This window comes from Allomuricauda ruestringensis DSM 13258 (assembly GCF_000224085.1).
GTDB classification, from domain to species: Bacteria; Bacteroidota; Bacteroidia; order Flavobacteriales; family Flavobacteriaceae; genus Flagellimonas; species Flagellimonas ruestringensis.
The window spans coordinates 1408325-1431009 of record NC_015945.1 but is presented as its reverse complement, the minus strand read 5'-3'; the positions used below and the strand labels follow the sequence as shown (position 1 = coordinate 1431009).

The window sequence follows — 22685 nt, the reverse complement described above, 5'->3', positions numbered from 1 at the left end:
AAAAATTTGGTTCTCAATAGGATAACAAATTTTATTCCAAAATAGTATTATTTCTTTTTACCGATCAACGAAAAGTCCAAATGGCGTTTGATCAAATCGGTGCTCTTTACCATCACATAAACCTCATCCCCCAACTGATACATTCGTTTGGTTCGTTCTCCTATTATGGCATATTGCCGTTCATCAAACACATAGTAATCATCTTTAATATCGCGAATTCGGATCATTCCCTCGCATTTATTCTCAATAATCTCTACATAAATGCCCCATTCGGTAACTCCAGATATCACGCCCAAGAACTCTTGGTCCTTGTGGTCTTCCATAAACTTGATTTGCATGTACTTAATGGAATCCCGTTCTGCATTGGCTGCCAACAACTCCATATCCGATGAATGTTTGCACTTTTCCTCGAAAGAAACGGCTTTCGGTATTTTTTCCTTATCCAGATAATGCTGCAGCAAACGGTGCACCATTACATCGGGATATCTCCTGATCGGTGAGGTAAAATGCGTGTAATATTCAAATCCAAGACCGTAGTGGCCAATATTCTCCGTGGTATAAATTGCTTTGCTCATACTTCGGATAGCCAAAGTATCTACCAGGTTCTGTTCTTTCTTGCCCTTTACATCTTCCAACAACTTGTTTAGGGACTGATTGATGGACTTTGGGTCCTTAAGATTAATACTATGTCCAAATCTGGAAATAACGCCGTTCAAGGCCATTAATTTATCCTCATCGGGCTTATCGTGCACACGGTACACAAACGTTTTCTTTTGTTTGCCTATAAACTCTGCCACTTTTCTGTTGGCCAAGAGCATAAACTCCTCAATCAACTTATTGGCGTCCTTGGCTTCTTTAAAATAAACGCCAACAGGTTCGTTGTTTTCGGACAGGTGGAACTTCACCTCAATTTTGTCAAAAGAGATCGCCCCGGCATCCATACGGGCCTGTCGCATAATTTTGGCCAATCTATCAAAAGTGAGTACGGCTTCGACCACATCATCCGAAACGGAATACGCTTTCTCCCGGATGGATATTTCCTTCGGAATTTTGTTTTGTTCGGTCTCAATAATATGCTGTGCCTCTTCGTAGGCAAATCGCTCGTTGGAATTAATGGCAGTTCTGCCGAACCACTGTTTTACCAACTTGGCGTTGTCATCCATTTCAAAAACGGCAGAAAATGTATATTTTTCTTCATTTGGGCGCAGGGAACACGCTTTATTGGAAAGTACTTCGGGCAACATGGGAACCACACGGTCCACCAAATATACCGATGTGGCCCGATCATAAGCTTCTTCTTCCAGAATGCTATCGGGTTGTACATAATGCGAAACATCCGCTATATGAATACCTATTTCGTAGTTGCCATTCTCCAATTTTTGAAAGGAAAGTGCATCATCAAAATCCTTGGCATCCTTGGGATCTATGGTAAAGGTAAGTACATCGCGCATATCCCTGCGCTTCGCAATTTCTGACTCTTTGATAGATGTATCCAAGGTTTTGGCGAACTCTTCAACCTCATACGGAAACTCATTGGGAAGACCATATTCCGCTAAAATGGCATGGATTTCGGTATTGTGTTCGCCTGGTTTTCCCAGTACCTCAATCACTTCACCATACGGGGAGTCGGCATCGTCTGGCCAATCTCCAAGGCTTACCAATACTTTATCCCCATCATTCGCTTTTTTAAGCTTTTCCAAGGGCACAAAAATATCGGTGTACATTCTGGAATCCGTAGGCCGAACAAATGCAAACCGTGCTTGCTTGTCCACAATGCCCACATAAGATGTTTTTTTTCGTTCAAGTACTTTGGAAACCTCGCCCTCCATTTTCTTGCTCTTACGCTTTGGTTTGATAAATACTTCGACCGTATCACCATGGAAAGCCCTGTTCAAATTATTGTTCTGAACAAAGATGTCATCCTCCAACTCATCCACCACAATATAGGCGTTGCCACTTGTAGTAAGATCTACTCTACCTGTAAAATACGTATGGAGTGATGGTTTCTTTTGATACTTGCCCTTTTCGGGCTCAACAATTCGTCCGCTGGCCTTTAGCTGCCCCAAACGTTTGATTAAAAGGTTTCTATCTTGAGTATCGGTAATACCTAACTTTGAAGCTATTTGCTTGTAATTGAAGGTTTTGGACGGCTCTTTTTCAAGTACTGTAAAAATGCCCTTCGTAATTTCATTCTTTCGCTGACTCCCAGCTCTCTTCTTTTTCTTTGACATTAACGTCCTTATTTTTTTGAAAAATACGAATTATAATCCTTGACCAACAAGGAAAGGAAGAGTAATCCAAAACAAAGTCAACTTTATCAACAATTATCAATATTATATTTTTTCTTCTTTTTAAAATTTAATTAAAATGATGATTATGATTGATCGTTGAAATGTGGAATAAAATTTTAGGGAAAAAGTTGCTTTGAACGATCAAAATATGTTGTTCACAATTTGTCAGACAACAATAAAATTAAGAATCAACCATTTATATTTTTTATCCACGGTTTTTAATAACCCTTATCAACATCAATTTATTGAAAAGTTAATGTGTTTTTAATGTTAATTACCCACAAAAAAAGGTTTATATCAGTTGATTAATTTTTAATGGAATATTTCCTCAACATTAAATAATTATTTCTACTGATCGATTTTATTGAAAAACAAAATTTCGTTACCAATAGTTTTATGCAAATAGTTAACAAAACGGGCATATTGTTAATTGATTGTATTTGAACCCAATAAAAATATCTCCTCATTTTTATGAACAGCACAACATTAAAAGATATTGTACCTTTGTTACGTACCCATTTTAATACAAAACCATGAAAATTGCCATAGGAAACGATCACGCAGGAACCGATTATAAATTAGCTATCATTGGTCTTTTAAAATCCAAAGGAATTGAAATTATAAATTACGGCACCGACGGCACGGATAGTGTAGATTATCCAGATTTTACACATCCCGTAGCCACCGACGTGGCCGAAGGGAAAGTAGATTTTGGTATAGTGCTTTGCGGTAGTGGTAATGGTGCCACCATGACCATTAACAAACACAAAAATATTCGTGGCGCACTTTGCTGGAACAAAGAAATAACACAATTGGCCAGGGAACACAACGATGCCAATATTTTGAGCTTGCCAGCGCGATTTATATCACTCCCCCAAGCTTTGGATATGGTGGAAACTTTTTTAAATACCGAGTTTCAGGGCGGAAGGCACGAACGTAGAATCGAAAAAATTCCTTGTAGATAAACCCTATGGGTCACAACCATCACCACCATCATGGACATTCGCATGCACATCCCGACCTAAAAGGGAGAAACTTGCTCATATCCATTGTTCTTAACATAGGTATTACATTGGCCCAAATTATTGGGGGATTGCTCTCGGGTAGTTTGGCACTCTTGTCCGATGCACTTCACAATTTTAGCGATGTACTCTCTTTAATGATCAGTTATGGTGCCAGGAGATTGGGTCAAAGGAAAGCATCCAGCCACAAAACATTTGGGTATAAACGAGCAGAGATATTGGCCGCATTTATAAATGCAGCAACCCTTGTGGTTGTGGCCATAATTTTAATGAAAGAAGCTGTTGAAAGGTTGCTTGATCCCCAAGTAATCGAATCAAATCTCGTAATTTGGCTTGCGTTGATTGCCATTTTAGGCAACGGCTTTAGCGTGTTGTTATTGAAAAAGGATTCCGAACACAACATGAATATGAAATCCGCCTACCTGCACTTACTTACGGATATGATGGCCTCCGTAGCCGTTTTGATTGGTGGTATTTTGATGAAATATTTTCAGATTTATTGGGTAGATGCCATATTGACCATGATCATTGGTATTTATTTGATCTATATGGGGTATGACCTTTTGAAGGAATCGACCAAAGTATTGATGCTTTTTACCCCAAAGTCTGTGGTCATACAGGATATTGTGGAATCTATATGTACCATAGAGCCGGTAAAAAATGTACACCATGTGCACATTTGGCAACTCAATGAAGACGAAGTCCACATGGAGGCCCACATCGACTTTAAGAACGATATTCGACTTTCTGAATTCGATGCAATTTTAGAAAAAATAGAAGAACACGTCTATCACAAACACGGTATCAACCATGTAAATATTCAACCGGAATTTGATAAGTGCGATTCCAAAAATGTAATAGTTCAGGATTAATGGAAGTATTGGTAAAAACCTTTGAAGAGCTCTCCACCAAAGAACTCTACCAAATTTTACGTCTTCGCAGCGAGGTTTTTGTGGTGGAACAGGACTGTGTGTATCAAGATGTGGACAACAAAGATCAAAAAGCACTACATGTTATCGGTATTAAAAATGATGAAGTAGTAGCTTACACACGAATTTTTAAACCTGGGGATTATTTTGATAATGTAAGTATAGGCCGGGTAGTTGTGAGCAAAAATCAACGCAAATATGGACTGGGCAAACAGATTATGCAGGCTTCGTTAGCTGCTATTTATCAAAGATTTCCGCACAAAGCGATAGAAATTTCCGCGCAATCCTATCTATTAAAGTTTTATACAGAACTAGGTTTTAATGCCTTTGGCGAAGAATATTTGGAAGATGGTATTCCGCATAGAAGAATGTTGAAAGAATGAAAAACATTTATGTGGAGGGTTTATAAAAAGCTCGTTATCTGTCAGGTTGAGCGCAGTCGAAACCCATTGATTATCAACATAAATTCAGGTTCTCGACTGCGCTCGAACTGACAAATTCAAACTTTTTGTTGCTTTTTATAAACCTTCCTCTATATTCTTAGTAATGGATTTCTGCCTACAGGAATGACAATATTAATAGTTAATTCAAACTTTTGTTAAGATTAACAATATCTATTAATTCCAAAACTGTTCTACTGCCATCGATATTCTGATAATCCAAACGAACAAAACCATATTTTTTATGAAAGTAAGACGTCAATTTTGTTTCGCCCAATCTACTGGTTGCCTTTGATCGTATTACAAAACACTTCAAATTACCAAAAAAAGTGTCTAATCTAGACTTTTTAATGATTTCATATTCATAGCTGTTTTCAACTATGCCATTCCAAGCCAACCATCTTGAATCGGACCAAATATCACCTATTGATAATGACCAGGCCCATGTGTTTCCGACCTTGTACGGTGCTTTTATGTATGGAAAAGGATTTAACTCCAATATTTTAAAGTATTTGTCCCGGGGTGGGTGCATCCAAATATTTTTTTCATTTTCAATTACACCAGATGTGCTGCCGTAGGGAGCAAAATCATTATGGGTTAGATATGAATAAGATAAAACTGTCTGGTTATAATCTGGTAGACCTCTTAACATGGGTTCCAAACCTTTCATCACCGTAATGCTTACTTTTTCAAAGAGACCATCTTTTTTATTGGAATAAGGGACAAATTTCCAATCAGAAATACTATCAATATATTTAAAAGAAAGTCTTTGATTGTCTTTAGTGAAGTGTTTAAAGGAATAGATAAATGATATGTTCTCCTTAAAAACAATGTTGTTATGGTTATATCTACTAGTATCTAAATTAGTACTATCAAATTGCTCAACCCATATTTCATCATCATCGAGTACCAAAGAATAATCATTTTGAATCATAGATTTACAAGAGAATAAAACAAGGACAATAAATAGCGTACAAATGATGAATGAATGTAAACCTCTCATATTTTGAAAGATAATAATAAAAGATGATTCTTATTTAAAATATCAAACCAACCTTTTCGCTACACCAATCATTATTAAATAGTCTAGTTTTAAGATGAGGTTTACAGGCTTTTCCGCCTTGTTTTTTGTGGAAAAGAAGAGATATCCTTCGCTTTTCGGGTTTAGTTGTTCTAAATTCAGTTTACCGTGTATGTTCTGGTTTTTAGAAATGATTCCCTCCAGGTGCTTTTGCGATAATCCTACTTCCTCTATGTGTTGAATCAATTTCTCCCGATTCACAAAAGTGATGTTGCAAGAGGTAAAAACACCATCTTCATCCGAGTAAATACCGGTGACCAAAGCATAAAACTCTGTTTTTTTGGAAGCATCGAACAACCATCCCTGTTTTTGAATGCCATTCTTTTGGTAAAACAGCTCAAAGGCAAATGTGGGCAAGCTTTCATTTACATAATCCAGTTGCGCTTTTTCATCCACTAAAAATTGCTTTTCTAAATGTTTATCCTTTAGGATAAGGTCTATGCCCTGCATTTGTTTTTTAAGATGGAAAACCCGCTCAAAACAGTAATGCATCAAGTGTTTTTGGTAATAAGAATCCAGTAAAGGGATTAATTGTTTTTCTTTGGATAGATCAGCTTTGAACTTGCTTTTCAAATTCGGATATTTTTCGGAACAGGGAAGCACCTACTTGTTCCACAATTCCCACCACAAGAGCGTTGCCCATAAAAAAGGCACGTTTGGCATCCGAAATGCCATTTAACTGAGTGTGATTATCCGGAAACATGTTCAACCGTTCCAATTCAACAGGTAAAAGTCTTCGCAGTCCCTTGGAGGTTTGGACCACGTGCTTAAACCGGGAAGGGGATTTACCGCCCTCGCCGGTTATTATGGTTCTGGAAGGTTGATCAAGTGCATCGGGAAAAACCATGCTTCCCTCGCTGTAATTGTATTCAAAACCAGCTTTGGTCTTTCGTATTTCTTTTTTGCCGCCCTTTAAATATTCCCATTTGGGCAAATCGGCATCATCAATATAATATTCCGAAGGAATGGAACCATTTTCCAAAATATCGGAGAGTATCGTTCTTTTTCCATCGTAAGAAGGAACTGTTTTTAGGGTAGATACTTTACCATTAACACAAACACCGGAGTTTAAAAATGGGGAAAGGCCTTTTTCTGTATTGAAATTATGGGACAAGGCCACTAAATCTTCTTCCAAATCAAAAGAAACCAAATTTTGAGCTGTTTGGTCGACCGGAAAGGCAGCAGAAATAGTTCCTTCTTTCAAAATCCAATCTTTTGGGTGGGATTTTAGGAGCTTTTTAAAAAAAGGAGTACCCTTTAAATACGCCATAAAAAAAACGCGCCTTCGGCGCTGTGGCATTCCATATTCCGCCGCATTTATTACGTGCCATTCCACAGCATAACCCAAATTCGATAAACTACGGAGCATCACGGCAAAATCGCGACCCCTTTGGGAAGAAGGGGATTTTAACAGGCGATCCACATTTTCCAAAAAAAGATATTTTGGTTTGTTCGTTTTCTCGGAAAGAATTCGATGGATGGACCACCACAGCACGCCCTTTTTACCAATAAGCCCCTTTGAGTTTTTCAAAGATGTGGCCACAGAATAATCTTGACAGGGAAACCCACCAACGAGCATATCGTGGTCGGGAATTTCGGAAGTTTCTACATTTTCAATATTGGTGTTGGAGTGATTCCCTGTTCCAAACCGCGCTTCATAAACCAAAGAAGCATGCTGCATTTTGGTAGCGGGCTCCCATTGGTTGCTCCACACTACTTTGTAGTGCCCTGTATTTTCCAACCCCAACCGAAAACCGCCAACTCCGGCAAAAAGTTCACACACTTTGAGTTTTTGCATGCCCAAAAATAGGGTTTATTCTATTTTTTTTAGTGTATCATCATATAAACCTATCAAGATGCTGTTTCCTTGAGCATCTACCTTCAGGCCGCCGTATTTGGCGTTTTCATACTTTTCCGCTTCCCCTTCTTGAAAAAAATAAGATTCTGCACCAATGCGTATGCCCCACCATTTTTTTGCGGAATATTTAATGATACGTTCATTTTTGCCAATAGCATTGTTATCACGTAAAACCCTGATTTTTTGTGCTACCCCATCAGCATTTGGCTCAATGGCACATAAACCGCGTGGTGGAATACTGTCGAGGACCATTTCGCTTGCCAATTTATATTGCAGGTGCATGTAATCACCTTGAATCAAAGACCTGGGGTCGACCGGGGCCAGTTCCATGAACACCAAATTTCCATGATCTAATAGTTTTTCCTTTTGGAAGACGGAATAATTAAAAAACCCCAAAAAAAGAAAAAGGTTTAGGAGTATGATGATCCAGCTATACTTTTTCATGGGTTTTGGTTTTTTTAGTGAAGAACAGATAAAAAACAAGGAACACCACTCCTGATGAAAACAGAACAATGGATTTTGTCAATAAACTTAGGTTAAGGTCATAATAATACTGCGACACAAAGTAAACCAAGGCTACGATTCCCACCCCCAAACCAGTTTTATGGTTTACCAAAAAGCTTAAAAGAACTATAAGCAGGGCTCCGGAAATAGCGGGAGCAAAAAGTGTGGGCAAAAGTGTAAGAAAGCACAGCACATAGGCAGCCCATTTGTTCTTTGTTGACCGTACCTGTAGTGTTCTTAAAACGTGGGAGGCCAAGTATAAGATAAAGAAAAAGGAAGCAACGGAAGACATCCAAATCAAATTTTTGGATATGGGAACAAGCCCGTTCTTGCCAATGACAACGAGTCCAAAAAGCAAGGAAAAAATAAGCCCAATGCGTAAGGGGCCATATAATTTTGCCAATTTGGGATGAGCGGTCAAAAAGGAAGCCTCGTTTAAAAAACAATACGAAAGGGCAGTCGCGTAAAACAGTACATAGCCGTGTATGGCATCGGGGATGTGGTATGAAATGATCAAGAACAAAAAAGAAGCACCAATGGCGAGGACGGAAATAAAAGAGATAACATAGTTTTGGGTAAAGAACAGGCTGCTCAGGGCAATTAGAACGATTAAAAACGCAATATGTCCTTCCTGCACGTTATGATGCATTGCCATGCCCAAAATAAAAAGAATAAGCCCGAGCACATAAATGGACACACTAAACGTATCAATAATCAATGTTTCATATTTTTTGTTGATGCCAATGGCTGTTCCAATAAGCACGATACCCAAGATTATGGAGCTCCATTCAGAATCTAAAACATCGAGAAGGAACAAAACCACGATAAAAGCAGAGGAGGCCAAAATACCTCCAAGAGCCGAAAGGATTTTTATGGCCAAACTGGATTTCTCCCCTTTTTTATTGTGATAATTGGCAAGGATTTTACCTTCATCGTAAGTAAATCCGCTTCCTTCCGAGGAGCGTACGGTATTCAACAGTTTTTTTATATTTTCTATCCTGTCCATTTTTTTTGAAGGTTCAATAAGGTTTTTATCAATAAGGATATGCTGGCGATAATGAATAGGCCAATGACAAATAGCATGCCCGCATCTTCAGAAATATTGAGGAGAAAAGCACAAAAAACGATGATGACGCCAAAGGGAATGACGGACAGATAGAATAGGTTTCGCGTTATTTTCCCATACCATAGGCCTGAGCAAAAAAATAAAAAAACAAAGACCAACAGCACATAAAAGGAAATGTCTTTCTTTTCCATGATACCGCCGGACACTCCTATTGTGCCAATGGTTGTTGCCGCCAAAATCAAAACATTGGTAAACCAGGTTGGATATGCCTTTAGCCTTGTTAGTTTGGGCAGTGCAATAAAAAGTACAGAAAATAGGGTGTTCACGCCAAAAAGCAAGATGGAGAGAAACATGGCATCCCAAGTAAGGGACACCTGTGCGGCATAAAGCACAAGGGTTATGTTGATGAGCGCAATATAAACCAACCACAACAGGGAAAAATTGGAAATAACTGCCCAAACAGTAATGAACAAGGTCCAAACAAGAAAAAGATCGTATGCGTTGGCCCCGGTTTGGTATACTTGCCCAAAAACAGCGTAAAGAACACCAACAAGAACAGAGGCCACGGTAAGCAATGCTTTTTTGACAAAAGGCTTTGCCCTAAAAAAATAGATGGACAAAAAAACCAAAACAATAAGCGCCTCAACGAGGCCAAGTTTAAAGAACTTGTGCATCTGCGACCAGTTAAAGGCGAAGAAGAAAATAATACCGGCAATACAAAAGGAAAGGCCCAGGCCCAGGAACAGCAGCGCTAAAAAACGCTGCCAAGCGGTCTTATCGGGATAAATATGGCGGAGCAAGGTCTTAGAGACCCCACTTTTTGACCAATTACTGTGCTGGCTTATGGTCTGTATATCTTCCCGTTCAATTTTTGCCATAGGCATTATTTGTTAAAAAAGAGCTGTAACGGCTATCCAAAGGAAAATTAGTAAATATCGGACGATTAATGTGAGGACATTTGATAATTGCCGTATTTGGTTTGATGAAAGCGGTATATGGATTGAAAAACGAACCGAAGAAACAACACCCTACTTTAAAATTGCAGCGTATTTGGAAGTATCGTCCAACAATTCTTTTGCGGTCAATATGGCATCGTCATGGTCCAAATAGTATTTGTAAAGCCCATCCCGGTAAAAGTATCGGGTTATGATCTCATCTTCCAACTTCTTTTGGATTTCCTTTTTAAAGGTGTCCAAAGCGGTTATTTTACCTTTATTTACGGCCAAAAGAAGGTCTTTGTACTTTTCTTGGACATTGCCCCCCAATAAGGTGTCATCACCATTAATGGATTCTTCCAAAAGTTTTTCTGTTTTGGTCTGATAGGAGAAGTTCTGTTCTTGGGCATAGGTTTTAAATGCGCTATAATCACCATCGGAAAAATTAAAATTTTCCACCGAATCAAAATTGTGGTCGTAGAAATAATCCGTGGCAAAATCAAAAACGATATTGGTTTCCTCCAGAGCATCAATAAGGGAATTGGTTTTTAAAGATTCAATGGTAATGTCTGGCATTACTCCTCCACCATCCCATACTTTTCGCCCGTTTCTGGTAGTGAATTCTTTAAAATCAGTGTTTCGAACGGCATTGCCCTGTGCATCGCGGTTCCAATAATCCAAAGATTGGATGCATCTACCGGAAGGGGTATAATATCTTGATATTGTTACTTTTAACTGTGTTCCGTAAGTAAGTTTTAAGGGGCGTTGCACCAAACCTTTACCAAAGCTTCGGGCCCCAACAATTACGGCACGGTCCAAATCCTGAAGTCCGCCCGAAACAATTTCACTGGCCGAAGCACTTTTTCCATCTATCAGAACAACAAGGGGAATCTCTTCATCCTCTGGCTTGTTTTTGGTTCTGTATTCCTGATTGAACTTTTTTACCTTGGATTTCGTGGTCACGATCAACTCTCCCTTGGGCACAAAAAGGTTGGTTACATTGATGGCTTCGGATAGCAACCCTCCGGGGTTTCCCCTAAGGTCCAAGACCAATCTTTCTGCACCCCGGCCTTTAAGGTCCTGCATGGCCGATTGGGTTTGTTTGGAAGCTTTTCTGTTGAAGCGCGACAATACGATATACCCCGTTTTGTCATCGATTATATCATAAAAGGGAACGGCATCTACCTCTACACCCTCGCGGGTAATGGTTGCAGTCTTGGTTTCTCCTTGTCTTAAAAAGGTGACGTCGACCGAAGAGTTGTTGGCCCCTTTTAGGAGTTCTCCGGCATTATCGTCGAAATCGGCAACCAAGGTCTCCCCAATTTTAATAATTTCATCTCCGGCCTTTACGCCAGCTTTATCGGCGGCATACCCTTGATAGGGCTCAACCACCACCAATTTGTTTTCGTAAGAGCGAACAAGGGCACCAATGCCCGAGTATTCGCCCGAATTATTGATTTTGTACGATTCAACATCCTGCTCGTTCAAAAACTGGGTATAGGGATCCAGTTCACCCAACATGTTTTTTATGGCGGAATCCATCAGCTCCGCCGGATTGGTCTCGTCCACATAGTTCATGTTGAGTTCTTTAAAGAGCGTAGTAAAGATTTCTATTTGCTTGGCAATCTCAAAAAAGTCACTTTTAAAACTACTGGCACCTACCAAAACTGCAAGTGCCAAAACGGGAATCAAAACCTGCTTTTTAATCAATCTTTTCATGGAATTCTTTATTTATAAAGGCCTCTAACAGTTTTTTCATGGCCGCATCAACTTCATTAAAACGTGGGGTCTTCTTGCCAAGGTATAAAAATATGAACGCAAAATTTCCCTCAATGTTGTTAAAAATGAGGGGTTTGTTGCGTCTGTAAGCCTCCCTTAAAAGCCGCTTGATGCGGTTACGGTCTACTGCGGATTTGAATTGTCTTTTTGGGGCGACCACAGCAACTTTTACAGGCACCTCATCCTTAAAATTGGTGTTGAGGTAAATCAACTTTAAAGGGAATTCACGCAGATTTTTACCTTCCGTAAAAAGTGCTTCGAACATTTTTTTGTTGGTGAGCTTTTCTTTTTTGGGAAAGGAAAAATCAAAATTGTCCCCTTGAGGGGACCTTAGGGGTGTTTTTTCTTTTTTTGAATCAGGTTTTTCACTTTGCATATTAGATACGACTTCTTGTAAGGTCATCAAAACACTAAACATACCCATTATTATGCATTTTGAACATAAAATTTAGTTCTAGACGTCAGTTCGAGTGATTTTGAGAAACGAAAAATCGTATCGAGAACCTTTTTTGGATAAAAATTCTTTTTCTCGATACAAATTTCACTCATGCTGTCGTGAAATCCACTCCTTTAGATTGGTGCTTTGAAATATTATATTTAAAAACGGAAGAAATACACTATCAATTCACTCCAAGTTTTAGAGCTTATAATTCGATTTAGATTTCTTCCGCTTTGATAATAAACTCAAATTAGAAATTCGGGACCCAGATCCCATTATTAAGGAGTTGAGCTTATCATTTTTTCACTTAAACCAAAGATATGGAAACAGAACTGAATTTTATAGGTATCGATGTGAGTAAAGATACTTTGGACATTTGCCTGCTCAGTGAGCGGTCAAGATCTTTTATTGTCAAAAACAGGGAAAAGGATATAGCCCGGTTCTTTAATGCCCTGTTGGAAGAGAACATAAGCTATCATATCTGTGCTGAGAACACAGGGAAATATACTTGGTCGTTAATGAGTGTCCTTGCTGATATGGATTGTGATTTTTATGTGGTAAATCCGTTGCACTTAAAGCGGAGCCTTGGACTTGTCAGGGGCAAAAACGATAAAGTAGATGCTGTTAGAATTGCACATTTTATAAAGAAGAACTACACTGAGACCAAAACCTATGTCCAAAAGAGAAACGTTATCGAAGACCTTCAGATCCTTTTGTCCGAGAGAGGTTTTAGAATCAACCAAAGAAAACAACTAAAGACCAAGAACAAAGAATTAATGGTTCTTGGGAATCAAAAATTGGCCAAGCACATAATTGAACAGAACAACAGATTGATCAAAGAATTGACTGTTCAAGTAAAGGCCATTGAACAGCAGGTCAGGGCCCTTCTGAAATCGGACACCAAGCTAAATACATTGAGCAGGCAATTAAAATCCATTCCCGGTGTTGGCGATGTCCTGTGCTGGAACATTCTTGTGAAGACAAATGAATTTAAGAGCATAACCCAACCAAGGAAATTAGCTTGTTACTGTGGTGTGGCACCTTTTCAAAACACCTCCGGAACATCTATATTTGGGCGGAACAGGGTGTCGAACTTAGCTGATAAATCGTTGAAAAAATTATTGCACCTTGGTGCAATGAGCGCTATCAGGTTAGAAAATGACCTGGCCCTTTATTACAAGAGAAAGGTAAATGAGGGCAAAAACAAAATGAGTGTCTTAAACGCCGTAAGGAACAAAATCATCCACCTTATTTTTGCACTAATAAAAAACCAAGCTTTTTATCAAAATCGTTTGGTTGCGTCATAGAAATCGAAATGACGAATTTTATCAAAATATATAACAGGTTAAACATATTGTTTTTAACCTCACTATCCTGTAACCGAATCAAATGTACACCTACTTTTTCTAGTTGATGTTCTCTTTGGGCATCCTTGTCATATTTAAACTCATGGGATACTCCATCAATTTCAATGGCAAGCCGCAATTCATGACAATAAAAATCAACAATGTACTCAAGCAGTGGAACCTGCCGATGAAATTGTACTCCCAAAGCACGCTGCTTTATTTTTCCCACAGAAGGACTTCAGAAAGGGTACTGTTTTTACGCAGTTGCCTTGCAAACTCTTTCAACTTTGGGTTATATGGAATAATCTTGTTTTTCAAAAGCAATTAAAAACCTAAATATATCAAGAATAATTGGTCAATGGACACCCCTAAGGTCCCCTCAAGGGGACAAAATGAGCCTTTTCATAATAAAAAGGGCGGCACAATCGGGCCGCCCTTCAAAATAATTTATAGGAAAGAGGGTCTTATTCCCCTGCTTGATATACGTTGTTTTCCCCATCCACGTCGGCCATCAATTGCGATGGGTCTATCATAATGGCTTGAACATTGTCCAAAGGCATATCCAACGTAAACTCGTAAGTTGGGTAAGCCCAGGGCCAATCCTCTAAAACAGTGCGATTTAGATTGGGGTAAGGGTTGTCTTTTTCCCCATACATCATGCGCAATGGCACATAGTACGTTTCTTGTGTTCCATCGGCACCTACAACCAAAATATCCAAAGGCATGGGCATTTCACCGATGCGTTCCATGGTTACCGTGGTCTTGTCCCCATCAGCCTCAACACTTTTAATACCGTAATCTATGGTGTTGGTTGTCTGTGTCCAATCGGTCAAGTACCAATTAAGCTCCATTCCCGATACTTTTTCTGCTGTTCTTTTAATGTCGTTGGGCACGGGGTGCTTAAACTTAAAGTCTTCGAAATATTTTTGAATGGTTTCCATTAGTTTATCTTGACCGATTACGTACCCCAGTTGAGAAAGGAATATGGATCCTTTGCTGTAAGCTGAAACACCATAAGCAAAATTCGTGGTGTATCTATCGGCATGGGTGGACTGTGGCATTTCCAAACCGGAGTTGACCAAGGCATAATAGCCCCTGTACGACCCCTCGAAAGGGTTTTGCTTGTTCTGCTCCATAATTTGGTTCATGCACAGGCTACTGATGAAAGAAGTAAACCCCTCGTCCATCCATTCGTGTTCGGACTCGTTGGTTGCCAGTACATGTTGGAACCAAGAGTGCGCCATTTCGTGCACCATTACCCCGACCAAACTACCAAATTCACGTTCGCCGGTGATCAAGGTGCTCATGGCATACTCCATTCCACCATCACCGCCTTGAATTACTGAATATTGTTCGTAAGGGTATTTGCCAATATTTTTACTAAAAAATGCCATGGCTTCCGCCGTTTTAGGCTGAAGTTTTTCCCAGTTTTCATTGAATTCCGGGTTGTCTTTGTACAAGAAATGAAGGGCTGGACCATCTTCCATTTTATAAACATCGTGGATGTACTCTGGATCAGCGGCCCACATAAAATCGTGTACTTGGGGTGCTTTAAAGTGCCATGTCAATGTTTTGCCCTTGGTTTTTACTTTGGTGCCGAGTGTTTCATAACCATGTCCAATTTCTTGCGGGTTTTGAAGATATCCGGAACCTCCGACCGTGTAATCTTTGTCCAAAGTGATTTTCACATCAAAATCGCCCCACACGCCATGGAATTCACGGGCTATGTAAGGGTTTGGATGCCAGCCTTCAAAATCGTATTCCGAAAGTTTGGGGTACCATTGGCTCATGGAAAGCGCAACACCTTCTTTACTGTTTCTTCCAGAACGTCTTATTTGAAGGGGAACCTGACCTTCAAAAGACATTTCCAAAGTCGTTTTTCCTCCTGCTGGAATAGGTTTCGCCAAATCCACCACAAGAATGGTTCCTTCCTCGGTAAAAGAAACGGGTTGGCCGTCCTGCGTTAAGGATTTGGCATGCAAATACCCCATTTCACTTTCCGAAAGCGATGCAATCCTGCTTTTCCCGTCTTCCATCATCCTTTTATCCGGGTCTTTGATGTTTAGGAGCCTGATATCCATTTCACTACCGGGCTGGAAGGCATTGTAGTACAAATGATAAAAAACACGGCTCAATTCATCCGGAGAGTTATTGGTGTAAACCAATTTTTGAGTACCGGTGTATTGGTATGTTTTCACATCCATTTGTACATCCATGGTATAGTCCACATGCTGTTGCCAGCTGCCCGAATTTTGTGCACTTAAAAAAAGAGTGGCCCCGAAAAAGGCTGTAAAAAAGAGGGATTGTAAACGCTTCATATATTATTTTGAATTACTTTCTAAGGTCATTGTACCTTTTGAGATGTTGTTTGCCAAAATTAAGGCATTATAGGCATTGACCATTTTGCCGGATTTAGAAATTTTATCGAAAGTGGCGGTTTTGGTCTCGTCACCCGCTACAATAACCGACCTTTTTGTTCTAAGACCGGACTGCATGATGATGTTTTTTACCTGTGATGCGGACAGTTCCGGATGATAGGAACGAACAAGTGCCGCAACACCTGCAACCGCGGGAGCGGCCATGGAGGTCCCACCTTGAAACTCGTATTCACCATTGGGCATGGTAGAGTAAATCTCGGCACCTGGAGCAAATACATCAACACGATGGTTTCCATAATTGGAAAAAGAGGCCACCATCTCAGACCCATAGCTGCTGGAAAGTGCCCCAACAGTAATCATATTATCCACAAACTCCTGACTTTGACCCATATCATCGTTTGGATAATTTCTGTTTTCAGGGATTTCCAAGTCTTCTCCGTCGTTACCTGCGGCATGAACAATAAGCACATCTTTGGAAGCAGCATATTTTATGGCATCGTAAACCCATTCCGCTTTAGGGGAAAAGGACTTTCCAAAGCTACAGTTGATGATGGACGCACCGTTGTCGACAGCGTAGCGAATGCCAAGAGCGATGTCTTTATCGTATTCATCGCCATTGGGAACTGCCCTAACACTCATAATTTCCACATTATTGGCCACACCGTCCACCCCAATACCGTTGTTTCGTGTTGCAGCTATAATCCCAGCAACATGGGTTCCGTGGCTTTCGGTATCCACCATGTTTTTTGGGTTGCCATTACCGTAGGGAACGTCGGTAATATCATAAGGATCATCGCCCACAGGTGTTCTACCATTAAAATCTTTGTTGAGGTTGTAATTGGCTTGTTCGGTAAAATATGTAATTCCTTCTTTTAGTTCCTCCAATACTTTTGGGATGCTTTCACCATAGGTGAACATCTGTGTCAACACAGCAACACTCTGTTCCATTTGGGCGGTTTTTAGCTCAATGGAAAGCAAGTCTTCTTTCGTGTATGTTTCTTTCCCAAGTTCGTTCCTTACAAGTTCGTCCGCACCTTTCACCACCTGAAATATTTGTTCGTATTGTTGTTTGTTCTGAACTGCTTCGGGATATTCCTTGTCCAATAAAAGTCTTGCTTCAGCTCTTTCGGATGCATCTCCAATATTCAAACGAAGCATGCGAACATATTCCAGTTGTTCATTATAGGAGTCTCCCAAAAAGTTATAGCCGTGTATATCGTCCACATAACCATTGCCATCATCATCTTTACCATTATTGGGGATTTCATCGGTGTTCGTCCAAAGAACATTCTTTAAATCTTCGTGCTCCAAATCCATGCCCGAATCCAAAACAGCCACCACAACGGTTTTGCCCTTTTTGTTCTTTATGATTTCATCGTAAGCTTTGTCTACGCTCATGCCGGGAATGGTGTCCGCAATAAGGTCGAGGTGTCCCCAATGCTTTTTCTCCGCTTCGGAAAGCTCAGAAATTTTTAAGGGAACGGCATCAATGTTCTCAACAGGGGTAGAGACCAAGGCCGTGGATCCACAACCCATTAAAAATAGGGCGGCAGATAGGGATAAGAATGATAGTTTGTTATATGTGCGATTCATAGAATGTATTTGTAAAAAGTGTAAGGTTATTGCATTTTGAATAGTTCGTCATAGGAAAACAGCTGATCCAAACGAGCTCCTTTTTCAGTTTGTTTAAGAGTACATATTTGGTTGTGGGCATCGTGTTCAAACAGCAAGAGCCAATCGTTTTCCACAGCAGCATTTAAAAAATCTAATTTTTCTTTTAAGGTCAGTAAAGGGCGGGTATCGTACCCCATTACATAGGGTAGGGGAATATGGCCCGCGGTCGGAATTAGGTCGGCCACAAAAACCAAGGTCTTGCCCTTATAGTTTAAATGAGGGAGCATTTGCTTATCGGTATGGCCATCCACAAAGTGGATGCCGAAACCGAGTTCGGACTTTTCCACAAAGGAACCCTCTTTTCTGTCCACAAAATGGAGCTGTCCGCTCTGTTGCATGGGCAATAGGTTCTCTTTTAAAAATGAAGCCTTTTCCCTGGCATTGGGTTTGGTGGCCCATTCCCAGTGATCTTTGTTGGTCCAAAAACGGGCATTTTTAAAGGCTGGTTCATACCCGGAACGGTCCTTGTTCCATTGGATACTGCCTCCACAATGATCAAAATGCAGATGGGTCAAAAAAACATCGGTAACATCATCACGATGAAAACCGGCATTTTTCAAGGACCTGTCCAAGGAATGGTCGCCCCAGAGATAGTAATAGCTAAAAAACTTTTCGGATTGTTTGTTGCCCAAGCCATTATCAATCAAAATAAGCCTGTCGCCATCTTCGATCAAAAGGCAACGGGCTGCAAGATCGATCATATTATTGCCGTCTGCAGGGTTGGTTCTGTTCCAAATAGACTTGGGAACCACGCCGAACATGGCACCTCCATCTAATTTAAAATTACCGGTCTCTATGGGATAAATTGTCATTTAGAAAATAAAATGGCTTGCAAAATAACAAAAGCACAGTCCAAATGCCGAAAAATTAAGGACATATTGGCCGTATTTTAACAAAAATGGGATGAGTGCTGTTAAATCTGGCAAGATTTCCACCATTAGGTTTCTTCAATCTAGTTGGTGACCATGTACAAGAATGATTATCTAAAAGAAAAACATTAAATTTCCACAAAACTTAGACCATGCTAGAACTTGCGGGAATTATAATTCTTGGCATTATTGCACAGTGGGTGGCTTGGCGATTTAAATTGCCGGCCATTTTACCTTTAATTTTGATTGGTTTATTGGTGGGCCCCATCGCAACCTTATACACAGAAGATGGGTCAAAATTAATAGAGCCCATCTGGAACGGCGAAAAAGGGCTGTTCCCGGGAGAGGGACTTTATTATTTTGTGTCCTTGGCCATTAGTGTTATTCTTTTTGAAGGCGGTCTTACCCTTAAACGGGCAGAAATATCCAACGTAGGACCCGTAATTACCAAATTGATCACCATTGGAACCATAGTCACATTTTTTGGGGCGGGTGTTGCAGCTCACTATATTTTTGGGCTGTCGTGGCAAATTTCATTTTTGTTCTCTGGGCTGATTATCGTTACCGGACCTACGGTTATTACACCTATTTTGAGAAACATTCCTCTCAAAAAAGACGTGTCGGCCGTGTTAAAATGGGAAGGAATCCTGATCGATCCCATCGGAGCACTGGTTGCCGTATTGGTTTTTGAATTCATCAGTGTAGGGGAAGGGCAGGCGTTTACACAAACAGCGCTCATCGAGTTTGGCAAAATTATTCTGTTCGGGACCACTTTTGGGTTTACGTTCGCCCACGCACTGGCTTTCGCCATAAAAAAGAACTTTATTCCACATTATCTGTTGAACGTGGTTTCCCTGTCCACCGTACTCCTTGTTTATGTGGAGTCGGACCTGTTTGCCCACGAATCCGGTCTGTTGGCCGTGGTGGTCATGGGTATGGTCATGGGAAATATGAACCTACCCAATCTTAAAGAACTGCTTTATTTTAAGGAATCCCTTAGTGTGTTGTTGATTTCGATTCTCTTTATCCTGTTGGCGGCCAACATCAATGTTAGCGACATGGAGCTGATCTACAACTGGAACACGGTCGCTCTTTTTGCAGTAATCGTATTTATAATACGGCCCTTGGGGGTGTTTTTAAGTTCGCAGGGATCCAATTTAAAACTCAATGAGAAACTTTTTATTGGCTGGGTCGGTCCACGAGGGATCGTTGCTGCGGGTATTGCTTCGCTTTTCGGTTCTAAATTAATGTTAAGGGGAGAACCTGGGGCCGAATACATCACCCCTTTGGTTTTTATGATTGTTTTGGGTACGGTACTATTAAATGCCACTACGGCACGTTTGTTTGCCAAGCTAGTTGGTGTGTTCTTAAAAAAGTCCGAAGGCATTTTAATTATTGGCGCATCCAAGCTATCCCGACTTATTGGCAATTATTTGAGAAAGAACAATAGGCATGTAGTACTGATAGACAATAACCAAAGCAATGTTGATAAAGCAAAGAAATTAGGTTTGGAAGCCCTTTCGGCCAATATTTTCTCCGATACGCTTGTAGACAATATTGAGTTGAACGACATGGGTTATTTAATGGCACTTACAGGGAACTCCGATATTAACAAGTTTGCCATAGATAAATTCCAAAAACAATTTGGTGAAAACGGAGCGTTTCGTTTGGTAAACACCGAAGAGGTGAATGACCCGGAGAACAACCCAAAAGAAGGACTCTTTTCCCATACGGATGATTTTATCCAACTGATGGATACTGTACGAAAGCATCCGGTTATCCACGAAATTGAATTGGAGGATAAGGAACACTACGACAAGTTGATTGACATTACCTACGAAGAGCGGGATATTGTTCCGTTGTTCACAAAATCTCCCGATGGAAGCATTGAAATCATTCCAGCAAACAGTAAGGACTTTACCCCTAAAGGTGAAGGCTACAAACTGGTTTATTTGGGTAAAGAGATAGAAGTGGCAAAAGAGGGAGAGAATCCCAAAACAGATTAAGGTAGTTTTCTGTAGAAGAGTCGAAAATGGTTTAGATTGTGGCTCGACTCACTCACTATTGACAGGATCGGGACAGAAAAAAGGTGGCCAAACAACGAACAGAATTGTAAATTAGGGACACCATGGACAGCGATTTGATCATTACCATTGTCATCATCTGCATAGGGATTGTCCTTTTTATAAAGGACTATTTTTCTATAGATACCACATCCATCATTATTATGGCCCTGTTCATAGTGGCGGGCGTCCTTAGTCCAAAAGAAGGTTTTTCGGGTTTTAACCATCCGGCCACCTTAACACTTGGGTGTATGTTCGTGGTAAGTGCCGGGGTGTTCAACTCAGGAATCTTGGATGGTCTTGGCCATAGGATCATAAAGCTGGCCAAAATACATTACAGCATTGCCCTGATCACATTTTGCCTCATTGCGGGCATGTTTTCCGCTTTTGTGAACGATACAGCCGTAGTGGCACTACTTTTGCCCATTGCCCTTACCGTTTGTAGGGAAACCAAAATTTCCCCGGGGATGCTGTTGATCCCCATATCATTTTCAGCACTTTTTGGGGGCACCTGTACCTTGATAGGCACCTCCACCAATATTTTGGTGAGCAGTTACACCGAAGAATATGGGCTGGAGGGCTTTGGGATGTTCGAATTCAGTTTGGCGGCACTTTGTTTGGCCATAATTGGCTTTGCCTACATCTTTTTTGTGGCGCCCCTTCTGTTGCCCAAGGCAGAAAAGGAACAGAACGCACTTGCCAAAGAAGCTGAAAAGTACATTACCGAATTACTGGTGGAAAAGGATTGTCTCGACATCAAAAAACCGTTGCATAAATCCAGATTGGTCAATGATCACAATGTACAGGTTCTGGCCATACTGAGGGCGGGTTCGCTCAAGCACGACATTGGCCCCGAAACATTTATATTGGAAGGAGACGTAATGAAAGTTATGATTCCCCCGAAAGCACTCAACGGCATCCGAAGCTTAAAAGGATATAAGATCACTGGGGACAAACAGTTGGACGAAGCAGAACTTGAGAAACACATTTATGAGGTTATTGTTCCCTTTGGTTCCAAACTGACAGAGGGATCTCTTCGCTCCCTTAATTTTAGGAGACAATACAATGGCTCTGTCCTGGCCATAAGGCAGCGTGGGGAAATTTTGTATGAAAAGCTCGCCGATGTAAAGTTGACAGAAGGGGACATGTTACTGATTTTGGGCACCGGGGCCGATGTGGACGCATTGGTTGCCCAGAACCTAGTGGTGGCCCTTTCCGAGCACAAGCACGGAAAAGTCAATTTAAAAAAAGCCATTCCTGCCCTTGTTATTGCAGTGGGGGTGGTGCTTGCGGCTTCGCTTAATCTTACCTCCATTTTGATCAGCAGTATGGTTGGCGCTCTGTTGTTGGTGGCCACCTCCACCTTAAAACCAAAGGAAGCTTACGAAGCAGTGGAATGGAAGGTCATTTTTATGATGGCAGGTGTGCTTTCCATGGGAACGGCCCTTGAAAAAACCGGAGGGGCCGAAAAAATTGCCCTTTTTATAGAGCAGACCTTGGGAAGTTACGATGCCCAAGTTACCCTGAGCATTTTGTACTTGGTCACTTTTTTGAGCACCAATGTGCTCTCCAGCAAAGCCACAGCGGCCCTTATGACCCCGATAGTAATTAGTCTTGCCGCGGCAATGGAGGTGAGTGAGCGGCCTTTTTTGGTCGCGGTGATGTTTGCTTGCTCCCTTACTTTTATGACGCCCGTAAGCTATCCCACCAATACCATGGTCTATGCGCCGGGAAACTACAAGTTCAATGATTTTTTAAAGGTAGGGACACCGCTTAATATCATTATCTGGATTGCCGCCACTTTTGTAATCCCTTACTTTTTTCCTTTTAAATAATTAAGAAGGACACGCTTTTTTTCGCATCCGTCAATTGAAGAGCAAATAAATGATGGAGTACAAGTACTTTGGTGCATTATTAACCATATTAATCTTTAAAAGTTGGGTGTGCTAATCATTCAACTTTAGCACGACCATAAAGGCTTGCTGTTTGGTTATTTTACATCTTTAAGTTT

19 protein-coding genes are annotated in these 22685 nt (G+C 40.6%); 6 read left to right on the top strand and 13 right to left on the bottom strand.

All coding sequences use genetic code 11. From position 1 onward, the window contains the following. Window positions 1–47 precede the first annotated feature (47 nt). A complete protein-coding gene (gene rnr, locus MURRU_RS06470) occupies window positions 48–2231 on the bottom strand; it encodes a ribonuclease R (protein WP_014032638.1) in 2184 nt (727 codons plus the stop codon). Window positions 2232–2824: 593 nt separating this feature from the next. Here rnr and rpiB point away from each other — a divergent pair. Genes rpiB through MURRU_RS06455 form a run of 3 tightly spaced genes read left to right on the top strand, consistent with a single transcriptional unit; the run spans window position 2825 to window position 4625 of the window. Then, entirely contained in the window at window positions 2825–3256 is a 432-nt protein-coding gene (gene rpiB / locus MURRU_RS06465; protein WP_014032637.1) for a ribose 5-phosphate isomerase B, read from the top strand. Between the two features lie 5 nt (window positions 3257–3261). Next, on the top strand, window positions 3262–4185 hold the full coding sequence (locus MURRU_RS06460; protein ID WP_014032636.1) for a cation diffusion facilitator family transporter: 924 nt from the start codon (window positions 3262–3264) through the stop codon (window positions 4183–4185). Further along, window positions 4185–4625, top strand: a complete 441-nt coding sequence (locus MURRU_RS06455; RefSeq protein ID WP_014032635.1) for a GNAT family N-acetyltransferase — start codon at window positions 4185–4187, stop codon at window positions 4623–4625. The genes MURRU_RS06460 and MURRU_RS06455 overlap by 1 nt, the downstream gene beginning before the upstream one ends. Window positions 4626–4824: 199 nt before the next feature. Here MURRU_RS06455 and MURRU_RS06450 read toward each other — a convergent pair whose 3' ends face one another. The 8 genes from MURRU_RS06450 to rnpA all read right to left on the bottom strand — a co-directional run bounded on the left by MURRU_RS06450 (window position 4825) and on the right by rnpA (window position 12329). After that, window positions 4825–5685 (bottom strand): hypothetical protein, encoded by an 861-nt coding sequence (locus MURRU_RS06450; RefSeq protein ID WP_041801370.1) that lies wholly within the window; start codon window positions 5683–5685, stop codon window positions 4825–4827. A gap of 42 nt (window positions 5686–5727) precedes the next feature. After that, complete coding sequence (locus tag MURRU_RS06445) at window positions 5728–6255, bottom strand: hypothetical protein (RefSeq protein WP_245545069.1); 528 nt, start codon at window positions 6253–6255, stop codon at window positions 5728–5730. A 58-nt stretch (window positions 6256–6313) separates the two neighbouring features. Then, window positions 6314–7561: a DNA (cytosine-5-)-methyltransferase gene (dcm, locus tag MURRU_RS06440; protein ID WP_014032632.1), complete on the bottom strand. Its 1248-nt coding sequence runs from the start codon at window positions 7559–7561 to the stop codon at window positions 6314–6316. 15 nt (window positions 7562–7576) lie between these two features. After that, on the bottom strand, window positions 7577–8065 hold the full coding sequence (locus tag MURRU_RS06435; RefSeq protein WP_014032631.1) for a GDYXXLXY domain-containing protein: 489 nt from the start codon (window positions 8063–8065) through the stop codon (window positions 7577–7579). Further along, window positions 8052–9131, bottom strand: a complete 1080-nt coding sequence (locus tag MURRU_RS06430) for a DUF4401 domain-containing protein (protein WP_014032630.1) — start codon at window positions 9129–9131, stop codon at window positions 8052–8054. Before MURRU_RS06430 ends, MURRU_RS06435 begins: the two co-directional genes overlap by 14 nt. Continuing rightward, window positions 9119–10069: a DUF2157 domain-containing protein gene (locus MURRU_RS06425; RefSeq protein WP_014032629.1), complete on the bottom strand. Its 951-nt coding sequence runs from the start codon at window positions 10067–10069 to the stop codon at window positions 9119–9121. Before MURRU_RS06425 ends, MURRU_RS06430 begins: the two co-directional genes overlap by 13 nt. Window positions 10070–10219: 150 nt before the next feature. Next, the gene (locus tag MURRU_RS06420) at window positions 10220–11845 is read right to left on the bottom strand and encodes a S41 family peptidase (RefSeq protein WP_014032628.1); all 1626 of its coding nucleotides are present in this window, start codon (window positions 11843–11845) and stop codon (window positions 10220–10222) included. After that, window positions 11829–12329 carry a ribonuclease P protein component gene (gene rnpA / locus MURRU_RS06415; protein ID WP_281023868.1) on the bottom strand — a complete coding sequence of 167 codons (501 nt, stop codon included), beginning with the start codon at window positions 12327–12329 and terminating at the stop codon, window positions 11829–11831. The genes MURRU_RS06420 and rnpA overlap by 17 nt, the downstream gene beginning before the upstream one ends. 335 nt (window positions 12330–12664) lie before the next feature. On the opposite strand from rnpA, the gene MURRU_RS06410 reads away from it, so the two are divergent. Next, window positions 12665–13651, top strand: coding sequence for an IS110 family RNA-guided transposase (locus MURRU_RS06410; protein ID WP_014032626.1), 987 nt, complete (start codon window positions 12665–12667; stop codon window positions 13649–13651). Here the strand turns inward: MURRU_RS06410 and MURRU_RS17605 are convergent. The 4 genes from MURRU_RS17605 to MURRU_RS06390 form a co-directional block, all read right to left on the bottom strand. After that, on the bottom strand, window positions 13593–13919 hold the full coding sequence (locus MURRU_RS17605; protein ID WP_041801368.1) for a DUF559 domain-containing protein: 327 nt from the start codon (window positions 13917–13919) through the stop codon (window positions 13593–13595). The genes MURRU_RS06410 and MURRU_RS17605 overlap by 59 nt on opposite strands. A 235-nt stretch (window positions 13920–14154) precedes the next feature. After that, the gene (locus MURRU_RS06400) at window positions 14155–16008 is read right to left on the bottom strand and encodes a M1 family metallopeptidase (RefSeq protein WP_014032625.1); all 1854 of its coding nucleotides are present in this window, start codon (window positions 16006–16008) and stop codon (window positions 14155–14157) included. Between the two features lie 3 nt (window positions 16009–16011). Further along, a complete protein-coding gene (locus tag MURRU_RS06395; RefSeq protein WP_014032624.1) occupies window positions 16012–17661 on the bottom strand; it encodes a S8 family peptidase in 1650 nt (549 codons plus the stop codon). Window positions 17662–17687: 26 nt separating this feature from the next. Beyond that, complete coding sequence (locus MURRU_RS06390; RefSeq protein ID WP_014032623.1) at window positions 17688–18554, bottom strand: MBL fold metallo-hydrolase; 867 nt, start codon at window positions 18552–18554, stop codon at window positions 17688–17690. Window positions 18555–18763: 209 nt separating this feature from the next. Here MURRU_RS06390 and MURRU_RS06385 point away from each other — a divergent pair, with 209 nt between their 5' ends. After that, entirely contained in the window at window positions 18764–20617 is a 1854-nt protein-coding gene (locus MURRU_RS06385) for a cation:proton antiporter (protein ID WP_014032622.1), read from the top strand. 122 nt (window positions 20618–20739) lie between these two features. Beyond that, window positions 20740–22509: an SLC13 family permease gene (locus MURRU_RS06380; RefSeq protein ID WP_014032621.1), complete on the top strand. Its 1770-nt coding sequence runs from the start codon at window positions 20740–20742 to the stop codon at window positions 22507–22509. The last annotated feature ends 176 nt before the right edge of the window (window positions 22510–22685 follow it).